Annotated in this window: 19 protein-coding genes and 4 tRNA genes; 13 read left to right on the top strand and 10 right to left on the bottom strand. The window is 66.3% G+C overall.

Translation table 11 applies throughout. From position 1 onward, the window contains the following. Positions 1-46 precede the first annotated feature (46 nt). The 3 genes from LK540_RS01490 to LK540_RS01480 form a co-directional block, all read right to left on the bottom strand. Complete coding sequence (locus LK540_RS01490) at positions 47-1873, bottom strand: DUF1302 domain-containing protein (protein ID WP_229435257.1); 1827 nt, start codon at positions 1871-1873, stop codon at positions 47-49. A gap of 206 nt (positions 1874-2079) precedes the next feature. After that, positions 2080-3711 carry a SulP family inorganic anion transporter gene (locus LK540_RS01485; RefSeq protein WP_229435256.1) on the bottom strand — a complete coding sequence of 544 codons (1632 nt, stop codon included), beginning with the start codon at positions 3709-3711 and terminating at the stop codon, positions 2080-2082. A 259-nt stretch (positions 3712-3970) separates the two neighbouring features. Further along, a complete protein-coding gene (locus LK540_RS01480) occupies positions 3971-5455 on the bottom strand; it encodes a GGDEF domain-containing protein (protein WP_229435255.1) in 1485 nt (494 codons plus the stop codon). A 175-nt stretch (positions 5456-5630) separates the two neighbouring features. On the opposite strand from LK540_RS01480, the gene LK540_RS01475 reads away from it, so the two are divergent. Genes LK540_RS01475 through LK540_RS01465 form a run of 3 tightly spaced genes read left to right on the top strand, consistent with a single transcriptional unit; the run spans position 5631 to position 7969 of the window. After that, the gene (locus LK540_RS01475; protein WP_229435254.1) at positions 5631-6596 is read left to right on the top strand and encodes an SDR family oxidoreductase; all 966 of its coding nucleotides are present in this window, start codon (positions 5631-5633) and stop codon (positions 6594-6596) included. 11 nt (positions 6597-6607) lie between these two features. After that, positions 6608-7681, top strand: coding sequence for a Ku protein (locus LK540_RS01470; protein ID WP_229435253.1), 1074 nt, complete (start codon positions 6608-6610; stop codon positions 7679-7681). A gap of 6 nt (positions 7682-7687) precedes the next feature. Beyond that, on the top strand, positions 7688-7969 hold the full coding sequence (locus tag LK540_RS01465; protein WP_229435252.1) for a hypothetical protein: 282 nt from the start codon (positions 7688-7690) through the stop codon (positions 7967-7969). A 213-nt stretch (positions 7970-8182) separates the two neighbouring features. Here the strand turns inward: LK540_RS01465 and LK540_RS01460 are convergent, their stop codons facing one another. Next, positions 8183-8629: a hypothetical protein gene (locus tag LK540_RS01460; RefSeq protein ID WP_229435251.1), complete on the bottom strand. Its 447-nt coding sequence runs from the start codon at positions 8627-8629 to the stop codon at positions 8183-8185. Between the two features lie 215 nt (positions 8630-8844). Here LK540_RS01460 and LK540_RS01455 point away from each other — a divergent pair, with 215 nt between their 5' ends. Beyond that, positions 8845-10308, top strand: coding sequence for a catalase (locus LK540_RS01455; protein WP_229435250.1), 1464 nt, complete (start codon positions 8845-8847; stop codon positions 10306-10308). A 55-nt stretch (positions 10309-10363) separates the two neighbouring features. On the opposite strand, the gene LK540_RS01450 is transcribed toward LK540_RS01455, so the two are convergent. After that, complete coding sequence (locus LK540_RS01450; protein ID WP_229435249.1) at positions 10364-10786, bottom strand: hypothetical protein; 423 nt, start codon at positions 10784-10786, stop codon at positions 10364-10366. A 260-nt stretch (positions 10787-11046) separates the two neighbouring features. On the opposite strand from LK540_RS01450, the gene LK540_RS01445 reads away from it, so the two are divergent. Next, positions 11047-11652, top strand: a complete 606-nt coding sequence (locus LK540_RS01445; RefSeq protein ID WP_229435248.1) for a cold shock and DUF1294 domain-containing protein — start codon at positions 11047-11049, stop codon at positions 11650-11652. Positions 11653-11768: 116 nt separating this feature from the next. On the opposite strand, the gene LK540_RS01440 is transcribed toward LK540_RS01445, so the two are convergent. Continuing rightward, positions 11769-13316, bottom strand: coding sequence for a catalase (locus LK540_RS01440; protein WP_229435247.1), 1548 nt, complete (start codon positions 13314-13316; stop codon positions 11769-11771). A 108-nt stretch (positions 13317-13424) separates the two neighbouring features. After that, the gene (gene ligD / locus LK540_RS01435) at positions 13425-16226 is read right to left on the bottom strand and encodes a DNA ligase D (RefSeq protein WP_229435246.1); all 2802 of its coding nucleotides are present in this window, start codon (positions 16224-16226) and stop codon (positions 13425-13427) included. A gap of 212 nt (positions 16227-16438) precedes the next feature. On the opposite strand from ligD, the gene LK540_RS01430 reads away from it, so the two are divergent. Next, positions 16439-16774: a hypothetical protein gene (locus tag LK540_RS01430; protein WP_229435245.1), complete on the top strand. Its 336-nt coding sequence runs from the start codon at positions 16439-16441 to the stop codon at positions 16772-16774. Positions 16775-16914: 140 nt separating this feature from the next. Continuing rightward, a complete protein-coding gene (locus tag LK540_RS01425; RefSeq protein ID WP_229435244.1) occupies positions 16915-17859 on the top strand; it encodes a D-2-hydroxyacid dehydrogenase in 945 nt (314 codons plus the stop codon). A gap of 133 nt (positions 17860-17992) precedes the next feature. Here LK540_RS01425 and LK540_RS01420 read toward each other — a convergent pair whose 3' ends face one another. Then, positions 17993-19138, bottom strand: a complete 1146-nt coding sequence (locus LK540_RS01420) for an alpha-hydroxy acid oxidase (protein ID WP_229435243.1) — start codon at positions 19136-19138, stop codon at positions 17993-17995. Next, a complete protein-coding gene (locus LK540_RS01415) occupies positions 19135-23106 on the bottom strand; it encodes a two-component regulator propeller domain-containing protein (RefSeq protein WP_229435242.1) in 3972 nt (1323 codons plus the stop codon). The genes LK540_RS01420 and LK540_RS01415 overlap by 4 nt, the downstream gene beginning before the upstream one ends. A 110-nt stretch (positions 23107-23216) precedes the next feature. Between LK540_RS01415 and LK540_RS01410 the strand changes: the two genes are divergently transcribed. Together LK540_RS01410 and LK540_RS01405 are read left to right on the top strand one after the other, a co-directional pair. After that, positions 23217-23293 (top strand) — tRNA-Arg (locus LK540_RS01410). Between the two features lie 164 nt (positions 23294-23457). Continuing rightward, positions 23458-23534: transfer RNA gene (locus tag LK540_RS01405), tRNA-Arg, on the top strand. A gap of 64 nt (positions 23535-23598) precedes the next feature. Here LK540_RS01405 and LK540_RS01400 read toward each other — a convergent pair. Further along, a complete protein-coding gene (locus LK540_RS01400) occupies positions 23599-24132 on the bottom strand; it encodes a hypothetical protein (RefSeq protein ID WP_229435241.1) in 534 nt (177 codons plus the stop codon). Positions 24133-24394: 262 nt separating this feature from the next. Here LK540_RS01400 and LK540_RS01395 point away from each other — a divergent pair. The 4 genes from LK540_RS01395 (at position 24395) to LK540_RS01385 (ending at position 26210) form a co-directional block, all read left to right on the top strand. Beyond that, positions 24395-24471, top strand: a tRNA-Arg gene (locus tag LK540_RS01395). A 196-nt stretch (positions 24472-24667) separates the two neighbouring features. Next, entirely contained in the window at positions 24668-25018 is a 351-nt protein-coding gene (locus tag LK540_RS25380; protein WP_374041307.1) for an antibiotic biosynthesis monooxygenase, read from the top strand. A gap of 138 nt (positions 25019-25156) precedes the next feature. Then, a tRNA-Arg gene (locus tag LK540_RS01390) sits at positions 25157-25233 on the top strand. 419 nt (positions 25234-25652) lie between these two features. Further along, positions 25653-26210: an FxDxF family PEP-CTERM protein gene (locus tag LK540_RS01385; RefSeq protein WP_229435240.1), complete on the top strand. Its 558-nt coding sequence runs from the start codon at positions 25653-25655 to the stop codon at positions 26208-26210. Positions 26211-26260: the final 50 nt, after the last annotated feature.

The following is a 26260-nucleotide window of genomic DNA, read 5'->3' as shown; positions in this document are numbered from 1 at the left end:
GTCAGCAGTGCGCGCCCCATGCTGGTGCAATTGGCTGGCGTATGCACTAAAAACGGACCCCGGCGGCGAGCGCGACGACGTCGCGGTCGGCCACCGGGTTGTAGTCGCCGTCCCAGGTCGGCGCCCAGGCAAGTTCCAACAGGTAACGCTGGCGGTATTCGAAGCGCAGCGCGGCGGTGGCGGTCTTGCGGCCCTCGTTCAGCAGGAAGTCGCCCGACCAGCCCTTGACGTCGTGTGCCAGCGCCAGGCTGGCGTTGCAGGCCAGGCCGGGCAGCAAGCTGGGCAGCACGGCCGGCATGCGCGCGTCGACGCGCAGGCGGTAACCCCAGGCGTTCGTGCTGGCGTAGCCGCGCAGGCTGCACTGGCGCGCCGCGTTCCCGGTGGTGACGTTGCAGGCGCCGTTCACCGGCCCCACCCCGAAGATGTCGGCGCGGCCATAGCGGCGCACGGCCGGGTCCGGCAAGCCGGCGGCATGCTTGCCGACCACCTCGGCCGTGGCCGCCAGCGCCACCGGCCCGGCCTGCCATTCGCGCTGCACGCCCAGCTGCAGCTGCGACATCGGATGCAGGTCGTAGCCGTGGTACACGCCGCCCGGCGGCACGGCGTTGGCGTCGGCGCGCAGCAGGGCCGGCACCGTGGCATTCAGGAAAGGCGGCAGCACGTCGCCCGGAGCCAGCATGAAGGGCTGGCGCGGCCGGTACGAGGCTTCACCGTACACGCTGGCCTTGCCGCGCTTGTGCTGGAAGGTGAGCGCGGTGATCGACAGGTCTTGCGGGTATTCGGAAAAATAGGCCATGTTGCGCCCGTCCGGGTCGCCCGGAATCAGGGCGGGGCCGGTGCGCCGGGTGCTGCGGCGCAGGCTGGGCAAGGCGCTGCGCGCATTGTAGCGGGCGTGGTACAGGCCGAAGTCGGTGGCCAGCGCCGCCGACTTCCAGCTGAGCGCGACGCCGTATTCCGGGCCGTTCACCGCGGGCGTGGGCAGGCGCTTCTGGTAGGCGCCGAGCGGAATACGGGCGCGGTCGCTCACGGCGGGCGGCCCCGACATCACCAGGTCGCAGCCAGGCGCCAGGTAATCGTTCATCGACCACAGGCTGCCGCACAAGTCGAGCGCGGTCGGCTGATGGCGGGTCTGGTAATAGGCCTCGAGGCTAAAGGCTGGCGTCAGCTCGAGGCGCCCGAGCAGCATCGGCGCCGGCGCCCGCATTTCCTGGGGAATGGCGCCGGCCCTGCGCGTGGCCGGCAAGTCCTTGGGGTTCAGGGCTTCGAGTCCGCCCGGGGTGATCGAGCGCTCGCCCCAGTTCAGGGACTGGCGCCCCAGGCGCGCGCTGTAGCGCATGGCGCCGGCCTGGCCCGCATACTGGAGCCAGGCGTCGCCCAGCGCCACGCCGGAAAAGCGCGCCAGGCGTGCGGCTCCCGTATCGTCCAGCGGCGCATTCGGCGCGTAGCCGTTGATGGAGTTGCCCCAGGGAAGCTTGCGCCGTTCCAGTGCTTCGTCACGCCAGGCCTTGACGCGCACCAGCGCCGACCAGGGGCCCTGGCGCAGGTCGAGGTCGAGGGTGGCTTTCCAGGCCAGCGAGGCCAGGTCGCCGCGCCCGAAGTTCATGTTGCCGTCGTCGCCATTGCCGCCGCTGCCGAAGCCAGCCAGGCCGATCGCCGCGGCGTTCACGCCGGTCAGGAGCTGCGGATCGCGCGCCTCGCTGCGGGCCACCGCGCCGAGCATCACACGGCCGCTGAGCTTGGTATCGACGGCCTGCGCGCATGGGCTGCCGAGTGCCAGGCCAAGGACGGCCAGGCCGGGCAAGGTTGGGGAGCGGACCAGGCCCAGGCTGAACGCCGGGCGGCGGGGGACGTGTCCGGACGGATGTCGGGCCATTGTCTGCGTTGCCATGGCATGGCCCGGCTCAGCCGAGGCGCCAGGCCGACACGATGCGTTTTTCCGTCGAAGCGGTGCTGCTACAGCGCGCCGGGCTGAAATAGCCAGGGGTGAAGAGACAGGTCATGGCAGCCTCCATCGTTCTTATTTGCTGCAAATGCTGCCATGAGGTTTGAGCAATATCAATATCAATTCTGATAGGTTTTTTAGTAGGCCAGTGCGTCCCAGGCCATGGCCGTGCTCAGGAAGACACGACCGTTTAACGCAGGCAATAATTCGCTGTGTTTCAGGCGGTCCATGACCGGCCCCTTGACCTCGGCCAGGTGCAGCGCCACCCCGCGCGTCTTGAGCATCGCGTTCAGCCCGGTCAGCGCGAACAGGGCCGAGGTATCGACCTCGTTCACCGCCGACAGCACCAGCACCAGGTCGCGCGTGGCTGGGCGCGCAGCCAGCTCGTCCTCGATGCGCGCGTTCACCGCCTCGACGTTGCCGAAGAACAGGCCGGCATCCACGCGCAGCATCAGCAGGCCGGGGGCCGTGTCGGCCGCGTAACGGGCGATGTTGCGGAAGTGCTCGGTGCCGGGAATCCGCCCCAGCACCGCGATGTGCGGCCGGCTGGCGCGCCAGATCAGCGCGCCCATCGAGAGCGCCACGCCGATCACCACGCCGGCCTCGACGCCCAGCGCGAGCACGCCGCCGGCGGTGGCGACCAGGGCCGCCGCGTCGGCGCGGTCGAAGCGCCAGGCGGTGCGCAGCGTGGTGGTATCGAGCATGCCGAGCACGGCCACGATGATGGTCGCGGCCAGGGTCGGCAGCGGCATCAGGGCCAGCCAGCCGGTCGGCGCCACCAGCGCCAGGGCCAGCAGTGCCGCCGTGATCAGGCTGGCCAGCTGGGTGTTGGCGCCGGCTGTGAAGTTCACCGCCGAACGCGAAATGCTGCCGGTAACGGGAAAGCCGCCGGTCAGCGCGCTGCCCAGGTTGGCGGCGCCGAGGCCGATCAGTTCGCGGTCGCTGTGCAGCTTTTCGGCGCGCTTCAGGGCCAGGGCCTGGGCGCCGGACATGCTGATCAGGAAGACCATGAAGCCGATCAGCAGGGCCGGCTGCAGCAGCGCCTGCCAGTGCGCGTGCGAGACGCCGAACGTCAGCAGGGGCAGGCCGGCCGGCACCGTGCCGGTGGTGTGCACGCCGCGCGCCTGCAGGTCGAGGAGCGGCACCAGCGCCGTGGCGCCGAGCACCACCACCATCGGCGCGAGCTTGGCGCCGATGTCGGCCCAGGCCGGCGGCAGCCCGCACCGGCGCAGCAGCGGCGCCAGGTGGCTGCGCGCGAGCAGCAGCAGGACCAGGGAACCTACGCCGAGCAGCGCGCTCGGCAGGTGGACAGCCGGCAGCCTGGCGCCGAGCAGGACCGGCAGCTGGCCGAGCGCGATGACCACCGAAGAGCCGATGGTGAAGCCGCTCATCACCGGGCGCGAAAAGAAGTTGGCAATGAAGCCGATGCGCAGCAGCCCGCACAGCATCAGCACCGCGCCGGACATCAAGGCCAGCTGGGCGGCCAGCACCCCGTACAGGGCGCTGCCGGCCGTGGCCAGCGGCGCCAGGCTCGAGGCCGTCATCAGCGAGATGATGGCCATCGGCCCGACTGATTGCGTGCTGCTGGTGCCGAACAGCGCGTACAGGGCCGGCGGCACGATGCTGGCGTAGATGCCGACCACCGGCGGCAGGCCCGCCACCAGCGCGTAGGCCATGCCCTGCGGGATCATCATCATCGCCACCACGATCCCGGCGCTGATGTCGCCCGGCAGCATGGCGCGCTGGTAGTGCTTCAACCAGTGCAGCATTGTGTTTCCGTTTTTAAAGTCGTGTTGTGCTCGGGTGGGCGCCCGTGTTCAGGTCGACATGTCGACCGTACGGTGGGCACTCCGTGCCCACGCGGAGGCGTGCACCGTGGCTGCTTTTTTTGGAGACGAATCAGCACTCAGCCGCCAACGTCCGATCGAGCGTCTCGTTAGCGCGTCGTTCCGCGTGGGCACAGCGTGCCCACCGTACGAATACGGCTAACACAGATCACGCGTCACGCGTGGGCACGGGGTACCCACCCTACGACATCGCCAGCTCGACGCAATTGCGCCCCGCCCGCTTGGCCCTGGCCAGCGCGGCGTTCACGCGCACGGTCAGCGAGTCCGCGCTTTCCTGGTCGCCGAGCTGGGCCACGCCGAGGCTGACGGTGACCTGGTCGCAGCCGGGGATCAGGGTCGAGGCGATCGCCACGCGCAGCTTCTCGGCCATCTTCAAGCCGTCGATGGCGCTGGTGTGCGGCGCGATCACCTGGAAATCCTCGCCGCCCGAGCGCACCACGATGTCGCTCGATCGCACCAGCTTCTGCGCCGCTTCCGCCACCGTGCGCAAGGCGATGTCGCCCACCGGGTGGCCGTAGCGGTCGTTGACTTCCTTGAAGCGGTCGATGTCGAAGGCGATCAGCGCCAGCGGCAGGCGGTAGCGCCGGGCGCGCTTGATTTCCCCTTCCAGCAGGGTTTCGCCGTGGCGCCGGTTGGCCACGCCGGTCAGGGCGTCGACCGTCGAGATGTGGGTCAGGCGCGCCAGCAGTTCCTCGCTCTCGCGTCCCATGTCGGCCAGGCGCAGGCCGACCGCGGCCAGCGCTGCCAGGCCTTCCAGCGCCGCCAGCGCGTCCGGGCTGAAGCGGCGGCCGGCGTCGAACAGCAGGCACAGCGACCCGCGCGCGCCGCCCGGCCCGCCGGCCGGGATCGGCAAGCCCAGCACCATTTCCACGCCATGCGCGCGCAGCGCCGCGCTCAGTTCCGGCTCGCCCGACTTTTCCGGCGCGTCGAGCAGGGCCAGGCTGTTCGTGGCAGCCGCCAGCAGGCCCGGGAAGGCATGGCGCAGCGGCGACTGCAGCAGGCGCTCGCCGCGCCCCAGCACACGCGCCAAATTCAGTTCGCGATTCAGTTCGCGGTGCACACCGTGCTGGGCCTGCAGTTGCAGGTCGCCGCCCGGCTGCAGGCAGAACAGGGACGCGTGCACCACGCCCGGCCAGCTGCACAGGGCCTCGCACAGGCGCTCGGACAACGCGGCCAGGTCTTCGCCCTCGCCCAGGGCGGCCTGCACGCGGGCGCGCAGCGCGGCCAGTTCCAGGAGTTCGGCTTCGCGCGGCGCCGGCGCCGGCGCCTCGGCTGGGCTGGCGGCCAGGGCCCCGTCCAGCGCTGCTTCCATGGCGTCCTGGGCCAGCGGGGTGATGGCGTAGGCGAGCGGGCCGTGCGCCATCAGCGCCGGCAGCCAGCGCGCGTTCGAGAACGGGCACAGGACCAGGATCGGGGCGCCGGCGCGGAACGCGACCAGCTGGGCCAGGCCGGCCAGGTCGAGTTCGGGGTCGAAGCGTTCGAGGTCGATGACCAGCAGGTCGACCGGCCCGCGCCCCAGCAATTCGAGCGCGGCCTCGGCGCCGTCGGCCAGCGCCAGGCTGGCGAAGCGGCTGCCGGCCTCGGCCTGGAACTGCGCGCGCCGCGGTGCGGCCGGGTTGACGAACAACCCGGTACGTTGGCCTTGCGGCTCGGCCTGCTGAGGCATGTTTTTCTCCTTGTCATGCATATTCGTTACGCCATGCAACTCTACGCCGTGAATTTTGACATATTCGCATACCATCGAACAGGACGTTCGCCCTTGTGTGTGGAACCGCACCGTCGCGCTGCCCGCCCGCGGCCGATACTGGTCCGGTCAAGAACCCGTTTTCAAAGGAAGCGCAATGGCCAACCAGGACGATGTAGCAAACCACCAGAAAGCAATCCAGAACCGCCAGGACCAGCTCGACGCCAGCCAGAAGGAAGAGGAAGGTAGCAAGCCGGTGCAGATCGGCGCCGAACAGCCGGTGCCGCCGATGCCCGAGCAGCACCTGGCCAAGCCCGGCCTGGAAGCCCAAATGGCCGTCAAGCCGCGCTTCATGGCGGAACACTACAAGGGCAGCGGCAAGCTCGAGGGCCAGGTGGCGATCGTCACCGGCGGCGACTCCGGCATCGGCCGCTCGGTGGCCGTGCTGTTCGCGCGCGAAGGCGCCGACGTTGCCGTGCTCTACCTGAACGAACACGAAGACGCCGCCGAGACCCAGCGCTGCATCGAGGCCGAAGGACGCCGCTGCGTCACCATCGCCGGCGACGTCAAGGACATGGAATTCTGCCAGCAGGCGGTCGACGCCGTGGTGGCCGAATGGGGCCGCCTGGACGTACTGGTCAACAACGCCGCCTTCCAGGAACACGCCAGCAGCCTGCTCGACATCACCGAGGAGCGCTTCGACGAAACCATGCGCACCAACATCTACGGCTACTTCCACATGGCCAAGGCCGCCCTGCCCTACATGAAGCGCGGCGCCGCCATCGTGAACACCGGCTCGGTCACCGGCTTGAAGGGCTCGAAGCTGCTGCTCGACTATTCCTCGACCAAGGGCGCGATCCACGCCTTTACCATGTCGCTGGCAGCCAATTTGCTCGATAAAGGCATCCGCGTGAACTGCGTGGCGCCGGGTCCGGTATGGACGCCACTCAATCCGGCCGACCAGTCGCCGGACAAGATAGTCCACTTCGGCGAGAGCACCACCTACGGCCGCGCGGCCCAGCCCGAGGAACTCTCGCCGGCCTACGTGTTCCTGGCATCGAACGCCTGCTCGAGCTACATCACGGGCATCGTGCTGCCGGTGACCGGCAGCGTCGGCGAATAAAGGAGACAGCCATGGCACGCAGCATGTGGAAGGGCGCGATCAGCTTCGGTCTGGTCCACATTCCGGTCGAAATGTATCCCGCGGTGAGCAGCAATTCGCTCGACCTTTCCATGCTCGACCGCCGCGATTTCGCCCCGATCGGGTTCAAGCGCTACAACAAGAACACCGGCAAGGAAGTCTCCTGGGACGACATCGTCAAGGGCTACGAGTACGAATCCGGCGAGTACGTGGTGCTGTCCGACGAGGACCTGCGCCGCGCGAATCCGGAAGCGACCCAGACCATCGACATCCTCGCCTTCGTCGATGCCGAGGACGTGCCGCTGCTCTACTACGACCATCCCTATTACCTGGCGCCCGGCAAGGGCGGCGACAAGGTGTATGCGCTGCTGCGCGAAACGCTGAAGGAAGTCGGCAAGATCGGCATCGCGAACGTCGTTATCCGCGTCAAGCAGCATCTGGCGGCGCTGGTGTGCATCGGCGACACCATCGTCCTGAACACCCTGCGCTACCCGGACGAGATCCGCGAGACCGACGACCTGAAGATTCCGTCGCCGAAGGCGAAAGCCGCCACGATCAGCGCCAAGGAACTGAAGATGGCGATGGCCCTGGTCGAGGGCATGAGCGAGGACTGGAAACCGAACCAGTACCACGACACCTACCGCGAGGACGTGCTGGCCCTGGTGCAGAAGAAGATCAAGGCCAAGCAGACCAAGACCATCACCATGCCCGACCCGGACGAGAAACCGGCGAAGACCACCAACGTCATCGACCTGGTGTCGCTGCTGCAGGCCAGCCTGGGCAAGAAACCGGGCAAGGCGGCCGCCCTGGACGACGATGACGACGACGAACCGCCGCCGCCAAAACGCGCGCACAAGCCGTCCGAAGACGACGACGAGGACGACGCGCCGCCGCCGCGCCGCAAGACGGCCGCCAGTTCGCGCGAACACGTGGCCGCCAGCGCCGACAAGCCGAAGCGGGCCGCGGCTGCAAAGCCGGCCGCAAAAAAGGCCCCGGCGAAGAAAGCCGTCGCCGCCAAAAAGACCAGCACGGCAGCCGCCCCGGCACGCCGCAGGAAGGCGGCGTAGGCGCACATGGATGCATTCATCGACTTCCTCCAGTGGCCCGCGATGGCGGTGAGCCTGTACGCCGCCTTCCTGATCGGCTCGCAACGCGCCGGGAAGCGCGTGTTCGGCTTCTGGATGTTCATCCTCAGCAATATCCTGTGGATCGTCTGGGGCGTGCACGACGGCGCCTGGGCCCTGATCGCGCTGCAGGTGGCGCTGATGGCCATGAACATCCGCGGCATCTGGAAAAACGACAAAGGTACGACCGATAACCGCCTGCAGGCCGGCGCCGGCAAATCGCCGGGCTGAACCCGAGGCATTTTTCACGCGGCGATGGCCGCTTACTCAAGGAGAATTACGATGCGCAAGATGATCATGATGGCGATTGCCGGCTTTATCTGGAAAAAAATCCAGACCCGTATGAACCGCCAGGGCAGCGCGTCCGTGCGCCGCTATTGATGGGAAAACAGCCGGGTCAGGTCTTTTATCCAGGACCTGGCCCGGAACCGCTGGCCACCCGGATCAGCGCTGCGCAAGAATGGTCGTGTATTCCTCCATGGAAGCGTGACTCGACAGCATCCTGGCTGGCAGGAGCACAGTCGCATGAATCCGGTTGCCGTCGGCTCGATCCGGTTCCTCGACGACGATCTTGACCTGCCGCGCACGTCCCACGAATACGTAAGGCGACACGGCAACAAGCTGCAGCGGTGCTTCTTTGCCGATTCGCGCGTACATGCGGTTGCCCCACATGCTCAGCGACATACTTGATCCGTTCGACAGCCTGTACTCGCCTGCGACCGCATTGAACTCGTCATACCATACGTTGTAGAGTTGAGGCGGTAGAGAAATGCGCTCGGGTGTCCCCGTCACCCGCACCGCCGCTGCCGTGTTCACCGCGGGGTCCTGTGCCGCCTGGGCGGCGGCGATTGCCGGCCACAGACAGGCAAATCCGATAATCAGTCGCTTCATGATGTCTCCTCTGAGTAATCAACCACTGACGTCTTGGCGCGCCTTTTTCCTGTTTGAGTATAGGCAGGCTTGAGCGGCACGCGAGGACTTTCTGTCAGCAGTAGAGGCTGCTTAGGGAATCACTATCGGAATAATCAAATCAATTAAATTTATCTTTTACTCAGCAGCAAATAGAATCTCCTTCATCAAATTACGCACTTTGACCAGGAGATCGCATGAACCGCCCACGCCTCACCACCGCTTCCGGCATCCCCGTTGCCGACAACCAGAACTCGCTGAGCGCCGGCCGCAACGGCCCGCTGCTGCTGCAGGACTTCCACCTGATCGAGAAGCTGCAGCACTTCAACCGCGAGCGCATTCCCGAGCGCGTGGTGCACGCCAAGGGTTCGGGCGCCTACGGTACCTTCACGGTCACGCGCGACATCACCGCCTTCACCAAGGCCAAGCTGTTCGCCGAAGTCGGCAAGCAGACCGAAACCTTCCTGCGCTTCTCGACCGTCGGCGGCGAGAAAGGCAGCGCCGACACCGAACGCGATCCGCGCGGCTTCGCCCTGCGCTTCTATACCGAGGAAGGCAACTGGGACGTGGTCGGCAACAACACGCCGGTGTTCTTCCTGAAAGACCCGATCAAGTTCCCGGACTTCATCCACACCCAGAAGCGCCAGCCCGACAGCAACCTGAAGTCGGCCAACATGATGTTCGACTTTTGGAGCCAGGCGCCGGAAAGCCTGCACCAGGTAACGATCCTGTTCTCCAGCCGCGGCACCCCGGATGGCTACCGCCACATGGACGGCTTCGGCAGCCATACCTATAGCCTGATCAACGAGAACGGCGAACGCACCTACGTGAAATGGCACTTCAAGACGCGCCAGGGCATCAAGAACCTGAGCAACGCCGAAGCCGTGCGCCTCGGCGGCGCCGACCCGGACCACGCCGGGCGCGACCTGTTCGAGGCGATCGCCGCCGGCGACTACCCGCAATGGGACGTGAAGGTGCAGCTGGCAACCCAGGAGCAGCTCGACGACTGGGAAGCGCGCACCGGCTGGAACCCGTTCGACCTGACCAAGGTGTGGCCGCACGGCGACTTCCCGCTGCTGCAGGTGGGCGTGCTGGAACTGAACCGCAACCCGCGCAACTACCACATGGAAGTCGAGCAGGCCGCCTTCTCGCCGGCCAACGTGCCGCCGGGCATGGGCTACTCGCCGGACAAGATGCTGCAGGGCCGCCTGTTCGCCTACCACGACGCCCAGCTCTACCGCGTCGGCACCAACCACCAGCACCTGCCGGTGAACGCCCCGCGCTGCCCCTTCCACAACCAGCAGCGCGACGGTGCGATGGCGATCGCGAATGTCGGCGCCGCCCCGATCTACGACCCGGTCGACCCGGTCGGCAAGGGCGCGCTCGGCATGGGCCACGGCGAACATGCGCTGCCGCTGCAAGGCGACGCCGGCCGCTTCGACTTCCGCGGCCAGGAAGACGACTACACCCAGCCCGGCAACCTGTTCCGCCTGATGAGCGCCGAGGAGCAGCAGAACCTGTTCGACAACCTGGCCGGTCCGCTGAGCCAGGTCACCGACGCGATCCTGGCGCGCCAGCTGCGCCTGTTCGACAAGGCGGACCCGGCTTATGGCCGCGGCGTGCGCGCGGCGCTGAAGGCGCGCGGCCGCAACGTCGACTGATCGACAGCGGCCGGCAGGACGGAGGCGCCCTTTGTGGCGCCTCTTTTCGTTTCGTTCAGCGCCCTGCCAGCGGCGCCGACGTCAAGGTAATCCAGGCCAGGCCCGTTTCCGGCACATAGCTCATCAGCATGTCTTCGCCGGCGGGACCGCGGTTGAATTCCATCGTCACCTTGTTGTCGGCCGACACGAAGTGGTAGGGCTTGACGGCATACAGCCGCAGCGTCGTATCGTGGTCGATGGTGGCGACAATGTAGCGCGGTTCGGTATGCACCTTCAGGTAGCTGCCGTTCGACAAACCGTAGGCCCCGGTGATCTGCCGGGCCTGGTCGTCGCGGATACGCAGCGCCGAGACCGGCGCCCTCACCTGCACCGACGAGATCGCGTCGCTTGGACCCGGCGCAGCGCCGGGCGTTTGCGCATGGGCGCCTGCCGCCGCCGCGAGCAGGGATGCGCTTGCCATGAACAGTGAAATTCGCATGATGATTCTCCCTCCAGCCGGGTGTGCTTGCCCGCGCGGGATTGCGCGGATACGCCACGCGGCCGATTCAGTCTAGGACCGCGATACCCGATGGCAAGCGCGGCCGGTTGCGGCATCACCAAACAATCTCGATCGGCGCGCGTTCGGATGTATGCGGCATAAGGACGGCAGGCGCTGCCATGCCCGCGGCACCCGCAGCGCATTGCCTGAATGCAAAACCGGGACTACACTTGCCGTTTTACCGACGAGTGACCTGCACGATGCGCGCCGCCAAACCGATCCGTTACGCCGGACGAATCACGACCTGGAAAGACGAGCAAGGCTTCGGCTTCATCACGCCGAACGGCGGCGGGCCGACCGTCTTTGTCCACATCAGCGCGTTCGACGGCCAGCGCGGCCGCCCGGCCGGCAACGAGATCGTGACCTATGAGCTGACGGCCAACGAACGCGGACAGCCGCGCGCCGGCAAGGTCGCCTTCTACCGCGCAGGGACCGCGCGCCGCCAGGGTTCTGCGGGCAGCCCGGCCCGGGCGCTGCTGGCCTGCGGCTTTTTCGGCGCGATCGCCCTGTTCGTGGCGGTTGGCCGCTTGCCTGCCTGGGCACTGGGCGTGTATGCCGGCATCAGCCTGCTGACTTTCCTCGTCTACGCGAGCGACAAGGCCGCGGCGCGCAAGAATGCCTGGCGCACGAAGGAAAGCACGCTGCACATGCTCGGCCTGGCCGGTGGCTGGCCCGGCGCCCTGCTGGCCCAGCACCTGCTTCGGCACAAATCGTCGAAGCCAAGCTTCCAGCCCAGCCTGTGGTTTACCGTCTTCGTCAACTGCCTGGCGCTCGGCTGGTTCATGAGCACGGGCGGGATGGCCTGAACAGCCCCGCATGCAGGCCGCATGCGCCCACACTGTTCAGGTCATGCGTAGACAGCGCCCAAGAAAAAAGCCGGGCACGCATGCCCGGCTTTCCATCACCCGCACGGCGGGCGTGCTTATTCCTTCAGGGCCGCAGCCAGCGCGGCGATCTTGCCGGCATCGGCGCCCACGGCCTTGACCAGGCGCTTGCCGTAGTCGGCATCGGCCTTCCAGAAGTGCGACAGCATGGTGTTCAGGCTGTCGGCGTTCTTCACCATCTTCAGGTCGCCCGAGAGGTTGACGATCAGGTCTTCGCGCTCCTGGCTGCTCAGCGAACGGTAGAACTCGCCTGCCTGGCGGAAGTTCAGCGTCTTCGCGATGCGCGCCTGCTGGGTGCTGCCGCTCAGGGGCAGCGCGCTGCTGCGGGCGTTGGCGTCTTCCTTCAGCGGCGCCAGGCGGCTCGGCTCGTAGTTGACGATGCCCTTGCGGTTGCCGGTGCTGGCGGCGCCGTCGATGTGGTTGTTGTTCACGGCCACCAGCGGCTTGTTGATCGGCAGCGACTGGAAGTTGGCGCCCAGGCGGTGATGCTGGGTGTCGATGTACGAGAACAGGCGGCCCTGCAGCATGCGGTCTTCCGACGCCTCGATGCCCGGCACCAGGTTACCCGGGGCCATGGCCACCTGCTCGGTCGACTCGAAGACATTGTCGGGCACGCGGTTCAGCACCATGGTGCCGACCTTGCGCTCCGGTACGCCCGGCCAGATCTTGGTGGCGTCCAGCGGGTCGAAGTCGAATTTGTCGAGCTCGTCGGGTTTCAGGACCTGCACGGTCAGGTCCCAGGACGGGAACTTGCCGGCGTTGATGGCGCCGTACAGATCGACCGTGGCATGGCTGGTGCTCTTGCCCTGCACCACGGGGATCTCTTGCGGACGCAGGTTGCGCTCGCCCTGCTTCGACTTCCAGGCGAACTTGGCGTAGACGTAGTCGCCGCGCGCGTTCACCAGTTTCAGCGCATGCACGCTGCTGCCGTTCATTTCGCGGTAAGTCGCCGGCGTGCCGTAGTTCGAATACACGCGGGTCAGCATGGCGGTGGCTTCCGGCACGTGCGAGAAGAAGTCGAACACGCGTTCCGGCTCCTGCACGTTCGAGACCGGCGACGGTTTCAAGGCGTGGATCATGTCCGGGAACTTGATGGCGTCGCGGATGAAGAAGATCGGCAGGTTGTTGCCGACCAGGTCCCAGTTACCCTCCTGCGTATAGAACTTGGTGGCAAAGCCGCGCGGGTCGCGCGTGGTCTCGGCGCCGGAACGGCCCGGGATCACGGTGGAAAAGCGCACAAACACCGGGGTCTTCGTGTTCTTCGCGAACAGCCTGGCCTTGCTCAGGTCCGACAAATCGTCGGTGGCAATGAATTCGCCGTGGGCGCCGGTGCCGGTCGCGTGCACCACGCGCTCGGGAATGCGCTCGCGGTCGAAGCGCTGCAGCTTCTGCACCAGGTGCACGTCCTGCAGCAGGGTCGGGCCATTCGGGCCGGCGGTCTGGCTGTTCTGGTTGTCGCCGACCGGGGCGCCATTGTCCTTGGTCAGGGTCTGGGCCTGCGCGCCTTGCGTGAGGGCGATGACGCCGGATGCCAGCGTCAGCGCGCACAGCGCCATCCGGCCGAGGGACGGGGGATTCAATTTCATAGCTACTACCTATCAACATTACGTTTGGGATAGTTATCCTAACCGCAATACTTGCATAGTAGAAATTAATTATCCCTATGCCTACGATAGGTAAAGCCGACTACCAGCTCATCCTTTATAGCCCATCTGTTTCATAGCTGCCGTCAGCGTCTTCGCTGCCTTGGCGTAACCGGCCCAGGGTTCGTTGCCGCGGTCCAGGCGCGTATGCACGTTGGCCACGGTCCACTGGTCGCCGGACTTCAGGCCGGCCAGCTCGTCCCAGGCCAGCGGCACCGAGATGCCCAGCCCCGGACGCGTGCGCGCAGCCCAGGCGCAGACCGTGGTCGCGCCCTGCCCGTTGCGCAGGTAATCGATGAACACCTTGCCGACCCGGTTCTTGGCGCCGCTCTTGAAGGCGAAGCGGTCCGGCAAGGTCGTCGCCAGGTGCTTCACGATAGCCTGCGAAAAGCCCTTCACCGTGTCCCAGTCCTTGCCGCCCTTGATCGGCACCACCACGTGCAGGCCCTTGCCGCCGCTGGTCTTCAGGAAGTTCGGCAGGCCGAGTTCGTCGAGGAAGGCGTGCATCAGCTGGGCCGCTTCCTGCATCGTGTGCCACTCCACCCCTTCGCCCGGGTCGAGGTCGAACACCATGCGGTCGGGCTTGTCGTAGGCCCTGGCGGTGGCGTTCTGGGTGTGGATCTCGACCACGTTGAACTGGGCCGCCGACAGGAGGCCCTCGACGCTGGCAATCGTCAGCATCGGCGGGTGATCCGGGTCGAGCGCCGGGTCCATGTTCTCGACGCCGGGCATCTTCCGGGTATCGGCATGCTTCTGGAAGAACAGTTCGCCGCCCACGCCGGCCGGGGCGCGCACCAGCGATACCGGGCGATCCTTCAGATGCTCCATCATCAGCTCGCCCACCAGCGCGTAGTAGCGCACCAGCTCGAGCTTGGTGACGCCGCTCTTCGCATCCATCACGCGCTCGCCGTGGGTCACCTTCAGCGTGGCCGGCAGCTTGCCGGCCGGGGCCACCGGTTCCTGGTCCACTGCGGATGCGCGCTTGCCCGTGCGCTCCCTCGCCGGTTTGCCTGCCGGCTCGGGCGCGGCCTCCGGCGCCACGCTGGCGGCCACTTCGTCGATCGACTTGGCGACCTCGCGCGTGATGCCTTCGGCCGGCTTGTCGCTGCGCAGGCCCTGGAACACCGGGTGGCGCACCGCGCCGGCACTGGTCCACTCCGAGAAGCTGACCTCGGCGATCAGCTCGGGCTTCACCCAGTGGTGCTTGCGGCCCGCCACCGAGCGCGGCGGGAAGGGGCTCTTGTCGGTATCGAGCGCCTTCAGCCTGGCGGTGACGTCGCGCAGGCTCTCGGCATTAAACCCGCTACCGACATTGCCCGCATAGCGCAGCACGCCGTCCTTGTCGTAGGTGCCCAGCAGCAGCGAGCCGACGCCGGTGCGCGATCCCTTGGGGTCGGTGTAGCCGCCGATCACGAATTCCTGGCGCTGGCCGCATTTCAGCTTGATCCACTCGGGCGAGCGGCGCGACACGTACTTCGAATCGCGGCGCTTGCCGATCACGCCTTCCAGGCCGATCTTGCAGGCCGCGACCACCAGGCCTTCCGGATCGTTGCCGAACTCGCTTGAGAAACGCACCTTGCTTGATGCCTGCGCCTGGATCAGCGCGCCTTCGAGCAGGGCGCGGCGGTCGACCAGGTCCACTTCGCGCAGGTCATAGCCGCCCAGGTAAGGCGCGTCGAACAGGAAGTACAGGATGTCGGCCTTGTTGCTGCCGTCAAAGGCAAGCTGCAGCATGCCGAAGTTCGGGCGGCCGTTGGCATCGTGGACGACGATCTCGCCGTCGTACCAGCCGTCGGGCAGGCCCATGCGCGCGATTTCCTTTTGCAGCGGGGCCAGCTTGTCGGTCCAGTCGTTGTTGTTGCGGGTGATGAGGCGCACCTCGCCGTTCTCGATGCGGGTGAGCATGCGGTAGCCGTCGAACTTGACCTCGAACACCCAGTTTTCCGGGTCGGGCGGCGCACCGTCGACCAGGGTGGCGAGTTCGGGCGTGAATTCCTTCGGCAGCTTCGCTTCGACCGCGCCTGCGGGCAGGCTGGCATCGCGTGCCGCTTCGGACCCGGCGCCGCCCTTTTTCGTCGTCTTCGTGGCCGTTTTTGTGGCCGTTTTTGCAGTCGTTTTCGTGGCCGTTTTCGTAGCGGTTTTTGCCGCGGTTTTCGTGGCACGCTTGCCGCTGCTTTTCGCGGCCGGCTCCGCGTCGATTTCTTCCACGGCTTCCTCGGCGGCGGCGTCGGCTTTGGCCTTGACGGCGCGGCCGTTCTTGGTCGCCCTGGTCTTGGCCGGCACCCTGGCCGAACCGCCCGGCATCGGCAGATTCTTGACGCTGTCGGGCATCTCGTCGATCACGGAAAATTCCTCGGCGGGGCGGGCGTAATCGTCCTTTTCCTTGATCAGGAGCCAGGGTTCCTGCTTCTCGTCGCCGCGCCCTTTCATGCGCACCAGCACCCAGCGGCCATGCATCTTGTGCCCGTGCAGCTGGAACTTGATGTTGCCGCTGCGGTAGCCCGCATGCGGGTCGCCTTCCGGTTCCCAGGTGCCCTTGTCCCAGATGATGACCTTGCCGGCGCCGTACTGCTTTTCGGGGATCGTGCCTTCGAAGTCGGAATACGAAATCGGGTGGTCTTCGACGTGCACGGCCATGCGCTTGTCGTGGGTGTCGTAGCTCGGGCCTTTCGGCACGGCCCAGCTTTTCATCACCCCGTCGAGCTCGAGCCGGAAGTCGTAGTGCAGCCGGCTGGCCCAGTGCTTCTGGATGACGAAGGTGAGCGCGTCCTTTCCCGGCCGGCCGCCTTCGGCGGGTTCCGAGGTGATGGAAAAATCGCGCTTGGATTTGTAGACTTTCAGCGAGTCTGGCATGGCCCTCTCCTGCAACACGGCGGTGCAGCCAGTCTAGGCGCGGCAGCCCGGCGCGACTGTACGGCAGTTAACGGTGCACCTTTGGCATGGCCGTTTGTAACGGGATGTAATAAGCGTCAACGTTGCCGGACCGGCCCGCGTTAAGGGCTCAGTAACGCCGGAAAACACCGGTGGGACGACCATACTTTTCCACTACTAAAGGAAAGCACACCATGAGCAAAATCGTCGCTACCCTGATCGCTGGCCTGTTCGCTACCTCGGCTTTCGCCCAGAGCACCGCCACCCAGGCAACTACCCCGGCCACCAAGGCCGAGGCCAAGGAAGCCAAGGATGTCGCGAAGGCCGATGCCAAGGTAGAAAAGGCCAAGGCCGAGGCCAAGTCGGATGTCGCCGAAGCCAAGGCCGACGCCGCCAAGAAGAAAGCCAAGGCCGAGAAAAAGGCCACCAAGGAAAAAGCCGAGGCCAAGGCCGACGCTGCGGAAGACAAGGCCGAAGCCAAGGCCGATGCGGCCGACCACAAGGCCAGCACCACCGCCTCCACCAAATAAGGCCGCTCGAGCCCCCCTCCATATACCGCCAAAAAAGACAGGGTGCGCCCTGTCTTTTTTTCGTCCCCGCATCGAGGATGCATGCCGCATAACTTGTCGCATGCTCTACAATTGCCTGATCCCTCCCCACCGAGAGCGCCATGCACAAGATCGTCTTCCTCGACCGCGACAGCCTGATCGCCCAGGTACGCCGCCCCGCCTTTCCCCACGACTGGCAGGATCATGCGGCCACCGCGCCCGACCAGGTGGTCGAACGTTTGCAGGGCGCCAGCATCGCCATCACCAACAAGGTGCCGCTGCGCGCCGACGCCATCGCCCGGCTGCCGGACCTGAAGATGGTGGCCGTGGCCGCCACCGGCACCGACAACGTCGACCTGGCCGCCTGCCGCGCACGCGGCATCGTGGTGGCGAACATCCGCGATTACTCGGTGGTGTCGGTGCCCGAGCACTGCTTCACCCTGATGCTGGCCCTGCGCCGCAACCTGCGCGCCTACGTCGCCGACGTCGAGGCCGGGCGCTGGGAGCATTCGAGCCGCTTCTGCCTGCTGGACCACCCGATCGGCGACTTGTCCGGCAGCCGGCTCGGCATCGTCGGCTATGGCGCGCTGGGGCGGCGCGTGGCGCAGATCGGGCGCGCCTTCGGGATGGAAGTCTGCATCACCTCGCGCTCGCCGGTAGAGGACGCGGACGTGACGCAGGTTCCGCTGGATGAGTTGCTCGCCTCCTGCGACGTGATCAGCCTGCACCTGCCGCTAACCGAGCAGACGCGCCACATGATCGGGGCGCGCGAGCTGGGCCTGATGAAGCCGACCGGGCTCCTGATCAATACCGCGCGCGGCGGGCTGGTGGATGAGGCGGCGCTGGCCGAGGCGCTGATGCGGCGCACCATCGGCGGGGCCGGGTTCGACGTGCTGAGCAAGGAGCCGCCGGGGCAGGACAATCCGCTGCTGGGGCTACGGCTGCCCAACTTTATCCTCACACCGCACGTGGCGTGGGCCAGTGGCGGGGCGATGCAGACGCTGGCGGATATGTTGGTGGGGAATATCGAGGCGTGGGAGGCGGGAAGGCCGACGAATGTCGTTTGAATCGCCGATGATCAACCGATGAGACCGCGTGGGCACAAGTGCCTTGCGCGGCCCGGCCCACCCTACGCGCTGTTCGCCGTTGTAGGGTGGACACCTGTGTCCACGCTGTTCACCATACGCACGTCGAACAGTCTCAATACGTCCCCGGCAACAGGATATTCCTGTCCACGTGCGTCACATCGCGCAGCCCGCAGAACGCCATCGTCAAGTCCAGCTCGTTGCGGATGATCTCCAGGCAACGCGCCACGCCCGCCTCCCCCATCGCGCCCAGCCCGTACAGGAAGGGCCGGCCGATATACACGCCCTTGGCCCCCAGCGCCAGCGCGCGGATCACGTCCTGCCCCGAGCGGATGCCGCCGTCCATGTGCACCTCGATCTGCTTGCCGACCGCATCCACGATGCCAGGCAGCGCCCCGATGCTCGACTGCGCGCCGTCGAGCTGGCGCCCGCCGTGGTTCGAGACGATCAGCGCATCGGCCCCGCTTTCCACGCACAGGCGCGCGTCCTCGTTGTCCATGATGCCCTTGATGATCAGCTTGCCGCCCCAGCGGTTCTTGATCCACTCCACGTCGCGCCAGCTCAGCGCCGGATCGAACTGCTGCGAGGTCCAGGACGAGAGCGAGCTCATGTCCGACACGCTCTTCGCATGGCCGACGATGTTGCCGAAGTGGCGGCGCGGCGTGCGCAGCATGTTCAGGCACCAGCGCGGCTTGGTCGCCAGGTTCATCATGTTCGGAATCGTCAGCTTCGGCGGCGCGGTCATGCCGTTGCGGATGTCCTTGTGGCGCTGGCCCAGCACCTGCAGGTCCAGCGTCAGCACCAGCGCCGAGCAGTTGGCGGCCTTGGCGCGGTCGATCAGGCGGTTGATGAAATCGCGGTCCTTCATCACGTACAGCTGGAACCAGAACGGTTTGGTGGTGCGCGCCGCCACGTCTTCGATCGAGCAGATGCTCATGGTCGAGAGCGTGAACGGCACGCCGATCTTCTCGGCCGCGCGCGCCGCCAGGATCTCGCCGTCGGCATGCTGCATGCCGGTCAACCCGGTCGGCGCCAGGGCCACCGGCATCGCCACTTCCTGGCCCACCATCGTGCTTTTCAGGCTGCGGTCGACCAGGTTGACGGCCACGCGCTGGCGGAACTTGATGGCGGCGAAGTCCGTCTCGTTGGCGCGGTAGGTCGATTCGCTCCAGGAGCCGGCGTCCGCGTAGTCGTAGAACATGCGCGGCACGCGCCGCTTGGCCAGGACGCGCAGGTCTTCGATGGTCGTGATGATACTCATGCGTGCAGTTTCCTCTCGTCGGTGGAATGGGAAGCAGGTGGTGTCAGCGGGCGCGCCTCGGCCGGCGCCAGGGGCAGCGCGAGGATGAAGACGGTGCCCTCGCCCGGCGTGCTCTCGACCCGGATCGAGCCGCCCAGCAGCGAAGTCACGATGGTGTGCGCGATGTTCAGGCCCAGGCCGGTGCCGCCCTGGCCCATGCGCGTGGTGAAGAAGGGGTCAAACACGCGCGCCAGGTGCTCGGGCGCGATGCCGCGGCCGTCGTCGGCGAAGCGCAGCTCGACCCAGGCGGCGTCGAGCTGGCGCGCCGACAGGCGCATCTGCCCGCCGGGCCGCTCGAAGGCGTGCAGCAGCGCGTTGTTGACGAAGTTGATGATCACCTGGCCGAAGGGGCCCGGATAGCTGTCCATCACGATCCCGTCCGGCACCTCGAGGACCAGGGTGTGGCCGGCCATGCGCACCGTGTTCATCATGGTGGCCAGGATTTCCTGGCAGGCGCGCGCCAGGTCGAAGCGGCGCCGCTGGGCGCTGGCCTGGTCGACCGACACCTGGCGGAAGCTGTTCACCAGTTCCGCCGCCTGGTGCAGGCTGCGCATGATCAGCTCCGAGGCTTCGTGCGCGGCGCCGATGTAGGCCGACAGCTCCGAGCGGCGCAGGGCAGAACCGTCGAGCGCGGCGTGGATGGCGGCCGTCTTGTCGTGCAGGGTGCTGGCCATCAGCAGGCTGTTGCCGATCGGCGTATTCAGTTCGTGCGCCACGCCGGCCACCAGCGAGCCGAGCGAGGCCAGCTTTTCCTGGGCCGCCAGCTGGGTCTGGGCATCCTTCAGTTGGCGGTAGGCCTGGGCGTTGTCCAGCGCCACGCCGACGTAGGCGGCAAGCGTGCGCAGCATGTCCAGGTGCACGCGCTGGTAGGCGCCGCGCGCATAGCTCTGCACCGCCAGCGCCCCGAGCACGCGCTGGCCCACCGCCACCGGCAGGAACAGGAGGGAGCGCGGCAGCGCGCGCGGCGGCAGGTCGCCGTCGGCGCAAGGCAAGGCGGCCGCCGCCACTTCGTCCGGCGTGGCGCCGGGCAGGTAGCGTCCGGATTCGCGGTCCAGGTCGTTGACGAAGACTTCGCGCCCGTGCTCGATGCTCCAGGCGGCCAGCGAGGCCGGGTCGCGCCGCTCGCGCACCGAGGGGCCGCAGCGGCGGCCATCGACCACCGCATACGGAATGTCGAGCGCGCCCTCGCCTGCGCTCTCGCCGCGCGCTACCACCACCGCGAACACCGGCGCATCCATCAGTACCTGCACGTGCTCGTGCAGGGTGTCCATGATGGCCTCGATGTCGAGGTTGGCGGTGAGGCGCCGGCCGATGTCGGACAGCAGGGCGATGTTGCGGCGCGCCTGGTCGGCGACGTCCTTCTGCTGCTCGGCCTCGCGCTTGCGCCGCTCGGCCGCGTCCTTTTGCAGCAGCAGCTCGGCGGTGCGCGCATTCACCTGGCGCTCGAGCCAGCCCTTTTGCTGGACCAGCGCGCGGATGCGGTAGCGGTAGGCGGCCAGCCCCGCCGCGCCCAGCAGCGCCACCGCCAGCAGGCGGAACCACCAGGTCTTCCACCAGGGCGGCGTGATGGTGATCGCCAGCGACGCCGGCGCCTCGCTCCAGACGCCGTCCTTGTTACTGGCGCGCACCCGGAACACATAGTCGCCGGCGTCCAGGTTGGTGTAGCTGGCAAAGCGTTTACCGGCATCGGTCTCGACCCAGGCCTCGTCGAAGCCTTCCAGCCGGTAGGCATAGCGGTTGCTGCCCGGCGCCGCGTAGTGCAGGGCCGCGAATTCGAGCGCGAACACCGACTCGCGAGACGGCAGCGTCACCGTCCCCTGGGGCAGCGCGCGCGGCTTGTTGAACACCGTGAAGCCGGTGATGCGCACCACCGGCGGATACGGGTTGTCGCGGATCGCATCGGGCTGGAAGGAATTCATGCCGGCGACGCCGCCGAAATGCAGCTGCCCGTCCGGCCCGCGCGCCGCCGAGCCGACGAAATACGTGCCGTCGATCAGGCCATCCTTGGCGGCGTAGTGCTTGTACTGGCCGGTGGCGGGATCGATGCGCGACAGGCCGACGGTGGTGCTGGCCCACAGGCGCCCGGCGCCGTCTTCCAGCACGGCGCCGATCGGCACCGCCTGGCCGCTGTCGGTGATCGTGAAGTGGCGGAACACCGGTTTGCCGCCGGGGCCGCGCTCCATGCGGTGCAGGCCGCCGGCCGTGCCCAGCCACAGCTCGCCTTTGCTACTCACCATCACGTCGTGGATGCGGTCGTGGCGCAGGCTGTCGGGGTCGGCGTCGTCGTGGCGGTAATGGGTGAAGCGGTTCGTGGCGCGGTCGAAGCGATCGAGGCCATTGTCGGTGCCGACCCACAGGATGCCGTCCTTGTCCTCGGCCATGGCGAAGATGCGGTTGTCGCCAAGGCTCGCCGGGTCGGCCGGATCGTGGCGCCATGAGCGGCGCACCGCCAGGTCGGGGCCGAGCAGATACAGGCCGGCGCGCGACACCACCCAGGTGGCGCCGTCGCGAGTTTTCATCACCGCCTGCACCAGCGCGGCATTTCCGTCCGGACCCAGGTCGACCCGGTGGAAGTCGCCGCCGGCCTCCCGGCACCAGGCCAGGCCGGCCGGCGTGCTGGCCCACAGGCGGCCATCGGCGATCGACAGGCTGTGCACGGCGTCGCTCGGCAGCGAACGCGGATTGCCGGCTTCGTGGCGCAGCGCGCGGGTACGGCCGCTGGCCGGGTCGGACAGCAGCAGGCCGCCGCCCGAGGTGCCGACCCACAGCTCGCCGTTGGCGCGCACGGCGATGTCGCGCACCTTCTTGTAGCCGTTCTGGTAGCCGCTTTCGGGTTCGTAGCTGAAGTGCGAGAAGCCGCCGCTGGCCAGGTCGGTGCGGCTGACACCGCCGAAGCGGGTGCCGACCCAGAGCGTGCCGGTGCGGTCGATGCGCACTGCCGCCACCTGGTTGTCGGACAGGCTGTGCTGGTCGAGCGCGCGGTTGCGATAGGACACGAAACGGCCGCTGGCCGGCTCGCGCCACTTCAGCCCGTCGAACTCGGTGCCGACCCAGAGCGTGCCGCCGGCATCGATGTACAGCGTCAGCACGCGCAGGTCGCCCATGCCTTCGTCCGGACCGACGGCGCGCCGCTGCGGCTCGCCCGCGCCGACGCCGGGGCGCCATTCCTCGATGCCGGCGTCGGTGCCGACCCACAGGGTGTCGCGCGGCCCCATGGCCAGCGCCATCACGCGCGCCCGGCGCGGGTCGCCGTTCAGGGGAGCGAAATAGACCAGCCGGTCCGCACCCGGCGCCAGGCGCGCGACGCCTTCCAGGGTCCCGACCCAGAGCGTGCCCTGGGCATCGAAAGCCAGCGCGTTCACGATGTGGTCGCCCGTGGTGCCGAGGCGGCTACCGGGCTGGCGGATGGTGGTGAAGCTGCCGGTGCGCGGATCGAAGCGCTTCAGGCCGTCGCTGGTGCCGAGCCAGAGCATGCCGTGGCGGTCGGCGGCGATCGCGTTGACGCTGCGGTTGGCGCGTTCGCCGGCGCCGGCGTCGAGCAGGGTATAGCGCACGAACTTGCCGCTGGCCGGATCGAGGCGCGCCAGCCCGCCCTTGGTGCCGAACCAGAGCCGCCCTTCGGCGTCTTCGAGCGAGGCGTTGACGTAGCCGTCGGGCAGCGACGCCTGGTCGCGCGGGTCGTTGCGGTAAGCGGTGATGCGGTAGCCGTCGTAGCGGTTCAGGCCAGCCTGGGTGCCGAACCACATGAAGCCCTGGCGGTCCTGCAGGATGGTAAGCACCGATTCCTGGGTCAGGCCGTGCTCGATGGACAGGCGTTCGAAACGCAGGTTGCGCGGCGCGGTGGCGTGGGCGGCATTCGCGAAAATGCTCGCCAGCAGCAGGCAGGCGACTGCGCGCAAGGCGCCACGCCATGTGGTGAACCCCAGCATAAGTATCAGTATCCGAAACAGATGCGATCAATCTACCAGATGCCGCCAAAGAGTTGTAATAAATTAAGACTTCCCCGATGGGGATGACACTGCTATAATGCGTGCATCGGGCGGCTGTAGCTCAGCTGGATAGAGTACTTGGCTACGAACCAAGGGGTCGTGGGTTCGATTCCTGCCAGCCGCACCAAGAAATACGGAAGGCCAGATCGCAAGATCTGGCCTTTTTCGTTTTTCCGAACCGGTTTTTCATCATGGCGGGTGGGGAAAGATGCTGCAGCCCTGCCCTGCGTGGTTATCCTCGCAATTGATGCTTCCATAAAACAATAAGTGCCGCTATAATGCGTGCCTCGGGCGGCTGTAGCTCAGCTGGATAGAGTACTTGGCTACGAACCAAGGGGTCGTGGGTTCGATTCCTGCCAGCCGCACCACGAATATGAAGGCCAGATCGCAAGATCTGGCCTTTTTTCGTTTTGGGCGCTTTGCGCGCAAGGCTCAGGCCGCCCTGGCCTCCCATGGCAGAGGAAGGTCATAGCTGAACCCGCACAATGGCAGGGCGTTGCCGACGTAGGGATACTCGGCAAGCCCGTCGTCCGCCTGCAGGAGCACCGGCAATTCTCTCGATTCAAAGCTGCCTTCGACAATGGCTTCAAGCTCATCCATATAGCCCTGCAGCTGCTCATGGAAGACACCGTCGTCTTCCATCATGTCGAGCTCATAGGTGTTGACCATGTAGTTGGCAAATGCGTTCTGCTCGATAAACTGGCGGAACTGGTCGAGCAAGGTGGCGGACGACCCGCCCAGGAACGCTGCCAGCGCGGCACGGCGCGCATCGAAATTGGCCAGGGCCTGCTCGCGCGAGGCCAGCAACAGCGGAACCTGCTGGTACAGGCGTATATCTCTCTTCCGGTACAACGACAGCCACAACAGGGGCAGGCAATATTCGGCCTCCAGCAACTGATGCAGCCCAGGCTCATCGCTTGCGAAAAAGTCCTGATCCACGCCCAACAGATAAACGCGATTCGCCATTACTGCGCTCCAATATATAAAATTGTCATTATTTTAAAGTCATCAGTTAATTCAGGGTATCTGGAATACCTATGCACACTGCGAGTTACCAGCCGAGGAGAAATGCGCTAGGCGACATGATTCAATCCAACCAAGCCCCAAGGCTGACGATCCCGCAGGGCATCGCCAGCGTGCACGCCGATTTGCTCGCCAATGGCCACGAGCCTGCGCTTCATCCGCTCGCTTCCCTTTTCGAAGCCGCCCCGCTATAATGCGTGCTCGGGCGGCTGTAGCTCAGCTGGATAGAGTACTTGGCTACGAACCAAGGGGTCGTGGGTTCGATTCCTGCCAGCCGCACCACGAATATGAAGGCCAGATCGCGAGATCTGGCCTTTTTCGTTTTGCGCGCCGCATCGATGCCGGCGCTATCGGAAGCATCGGCCATTCCCCTCTCCTGCCGCATCGGCGCCTTTGTTTGTGCCGATAGCAACAAACTCGTACACTGGGCAATTCGGTCCCGCCGCAAAGCCGGGATCGGCCAACCCGACCATATCGTATGCACGCAATTTACTTCAGATGGAAAGTCGCTCCCGGCCGTGAGCCGGACTTCGAGCAAGCCTGGCTGGAATTGACCAAATTGATACGCGACGAGCGAGGCGGCCTGGGGTCGCGTTTGCATCGGTGCGCCGATGGCCATTATTTTGCGTACGCCCAATGGCCCTCCGAACGTGCGTGGGCAATACAGCCCGAGCCGACTGCACGCATGGCCGAACTGCGAAATCGGATGCGTGAATGTGCCGAGCTGGTAGAAGGCCCGGTTCGAGGCGACGTCGTTGCCGACCGCCTGGTATCGTCGGCTTCCGATCAAGCGAGCAGGCTGGCGCGCGCATCCACGGGGAGCAGCTGACCGCCTGGGTCGATAGCGGACGCACATGACCCAGGCATCGGGAAAGTGGCCGTTTTCGAAGTCGACATGCCGGCGCCAAGTCACGATGGATGCAAGCCTTCCCATTTTTCGGATGTGCCGCTATAATGCGTGCCTCGGGCGGCTGTAGCTCAGCTGGATAGAGTACTTGGCTACGAACCAAGGGGTCGTGGGTTCGATTCCTGCCAGCCGCACCAACTTTTTCAAGGAAATGGCTCAGAAGAAATTCTGAGCCATTTTTCTTTCCGCCTCCGGTTTTGCATCCAGGCTGGCATTGCGCTACCCTCCCTGCTTCTTTTCATCGTGCGGTCAAGCGATTCGCTTAAATAGCCCTAAGCTCTGCACAGGAGAGACACTTCTCTTTTTGTAGGATCACACTGACGTCATCCCAGCAATGCTCATGATCTTTTTCTCAACAAAACGAGATCATCCGCTCTCCCTCTGGCAGAACCTGTAATTCCTCGCCTCATGGAATTATGTTCCGCTGAGCACTGCTGTTCCTGAAACGTCACACCTCAGCATCGGTTTCCCGTAGCGCTTCGCCGCTTGCTAGCATAAACATCCCCGATTGCCACAATCCGGCCGCAGCCGCGGCCGACTTACGCGTGAGGATGCTATGAGAAAACCCACTTTACGAAGCGCTTTACTCGCTGCGGTCGTGCTGGCAGGCGCGTCGCTGGGCTCGACGGCGGCGCAGGCCCAGGTCATCGGGAATTCGCCGCAGGCACTCGACCTGGTGGACGACTCCGCCTTCTTCGGCGACAGCCTGGAAGCGGGCAACAGCGGCGCCACCTTCGCCGACCGCTTCACTTTCACGGTCGACGAGGCGCTGGGGGTGAATGTCGACGCCATCGTCGGTTCGGTCAGCCGCTCGGCCGGCGTCGGGCTGGACATCACCGGGCTCTGGATCTACGACGGCAACGACACCTTGGTCAGCACCGGGACCTCGCTGCAGTCGGGCGCGGTGGACGTGTGGACGGTGGCCGGCGACGGCCTGGCCGTCGGCGACTACTACCTGCGGGTCGACGGCAACGTCGTCTCGGGCGAAGGCGCCTCCTTTGGCGGCGCGATCATGCTGGCGCCGGTGCCGGAGCCCGAAACCTACGGCATGATGCTGGGCGGCCTGGGCATCCTGGGCTTCCTGGCGCGGCGCCGCCAGGCCAAACGCGGCTGATTCCACGGCCGGGTTCGCCGCCCAGGCGAAAAAACGGAGACGCATGCGTC

The sequence above is a fragment of the Massilia sp. IC2-278 genome, from assembly GCF_020708045.1.
GTDB lineage: Bacteria > Pseudomonadota > Gammaproteobacteria > Burkholderiales > Burkholderiaceae_D > Telluria.
Note: the sequence above shows the minus strand (reverse complement) of the source record. Positions and strands in the feature narration are given on the sequence as shown.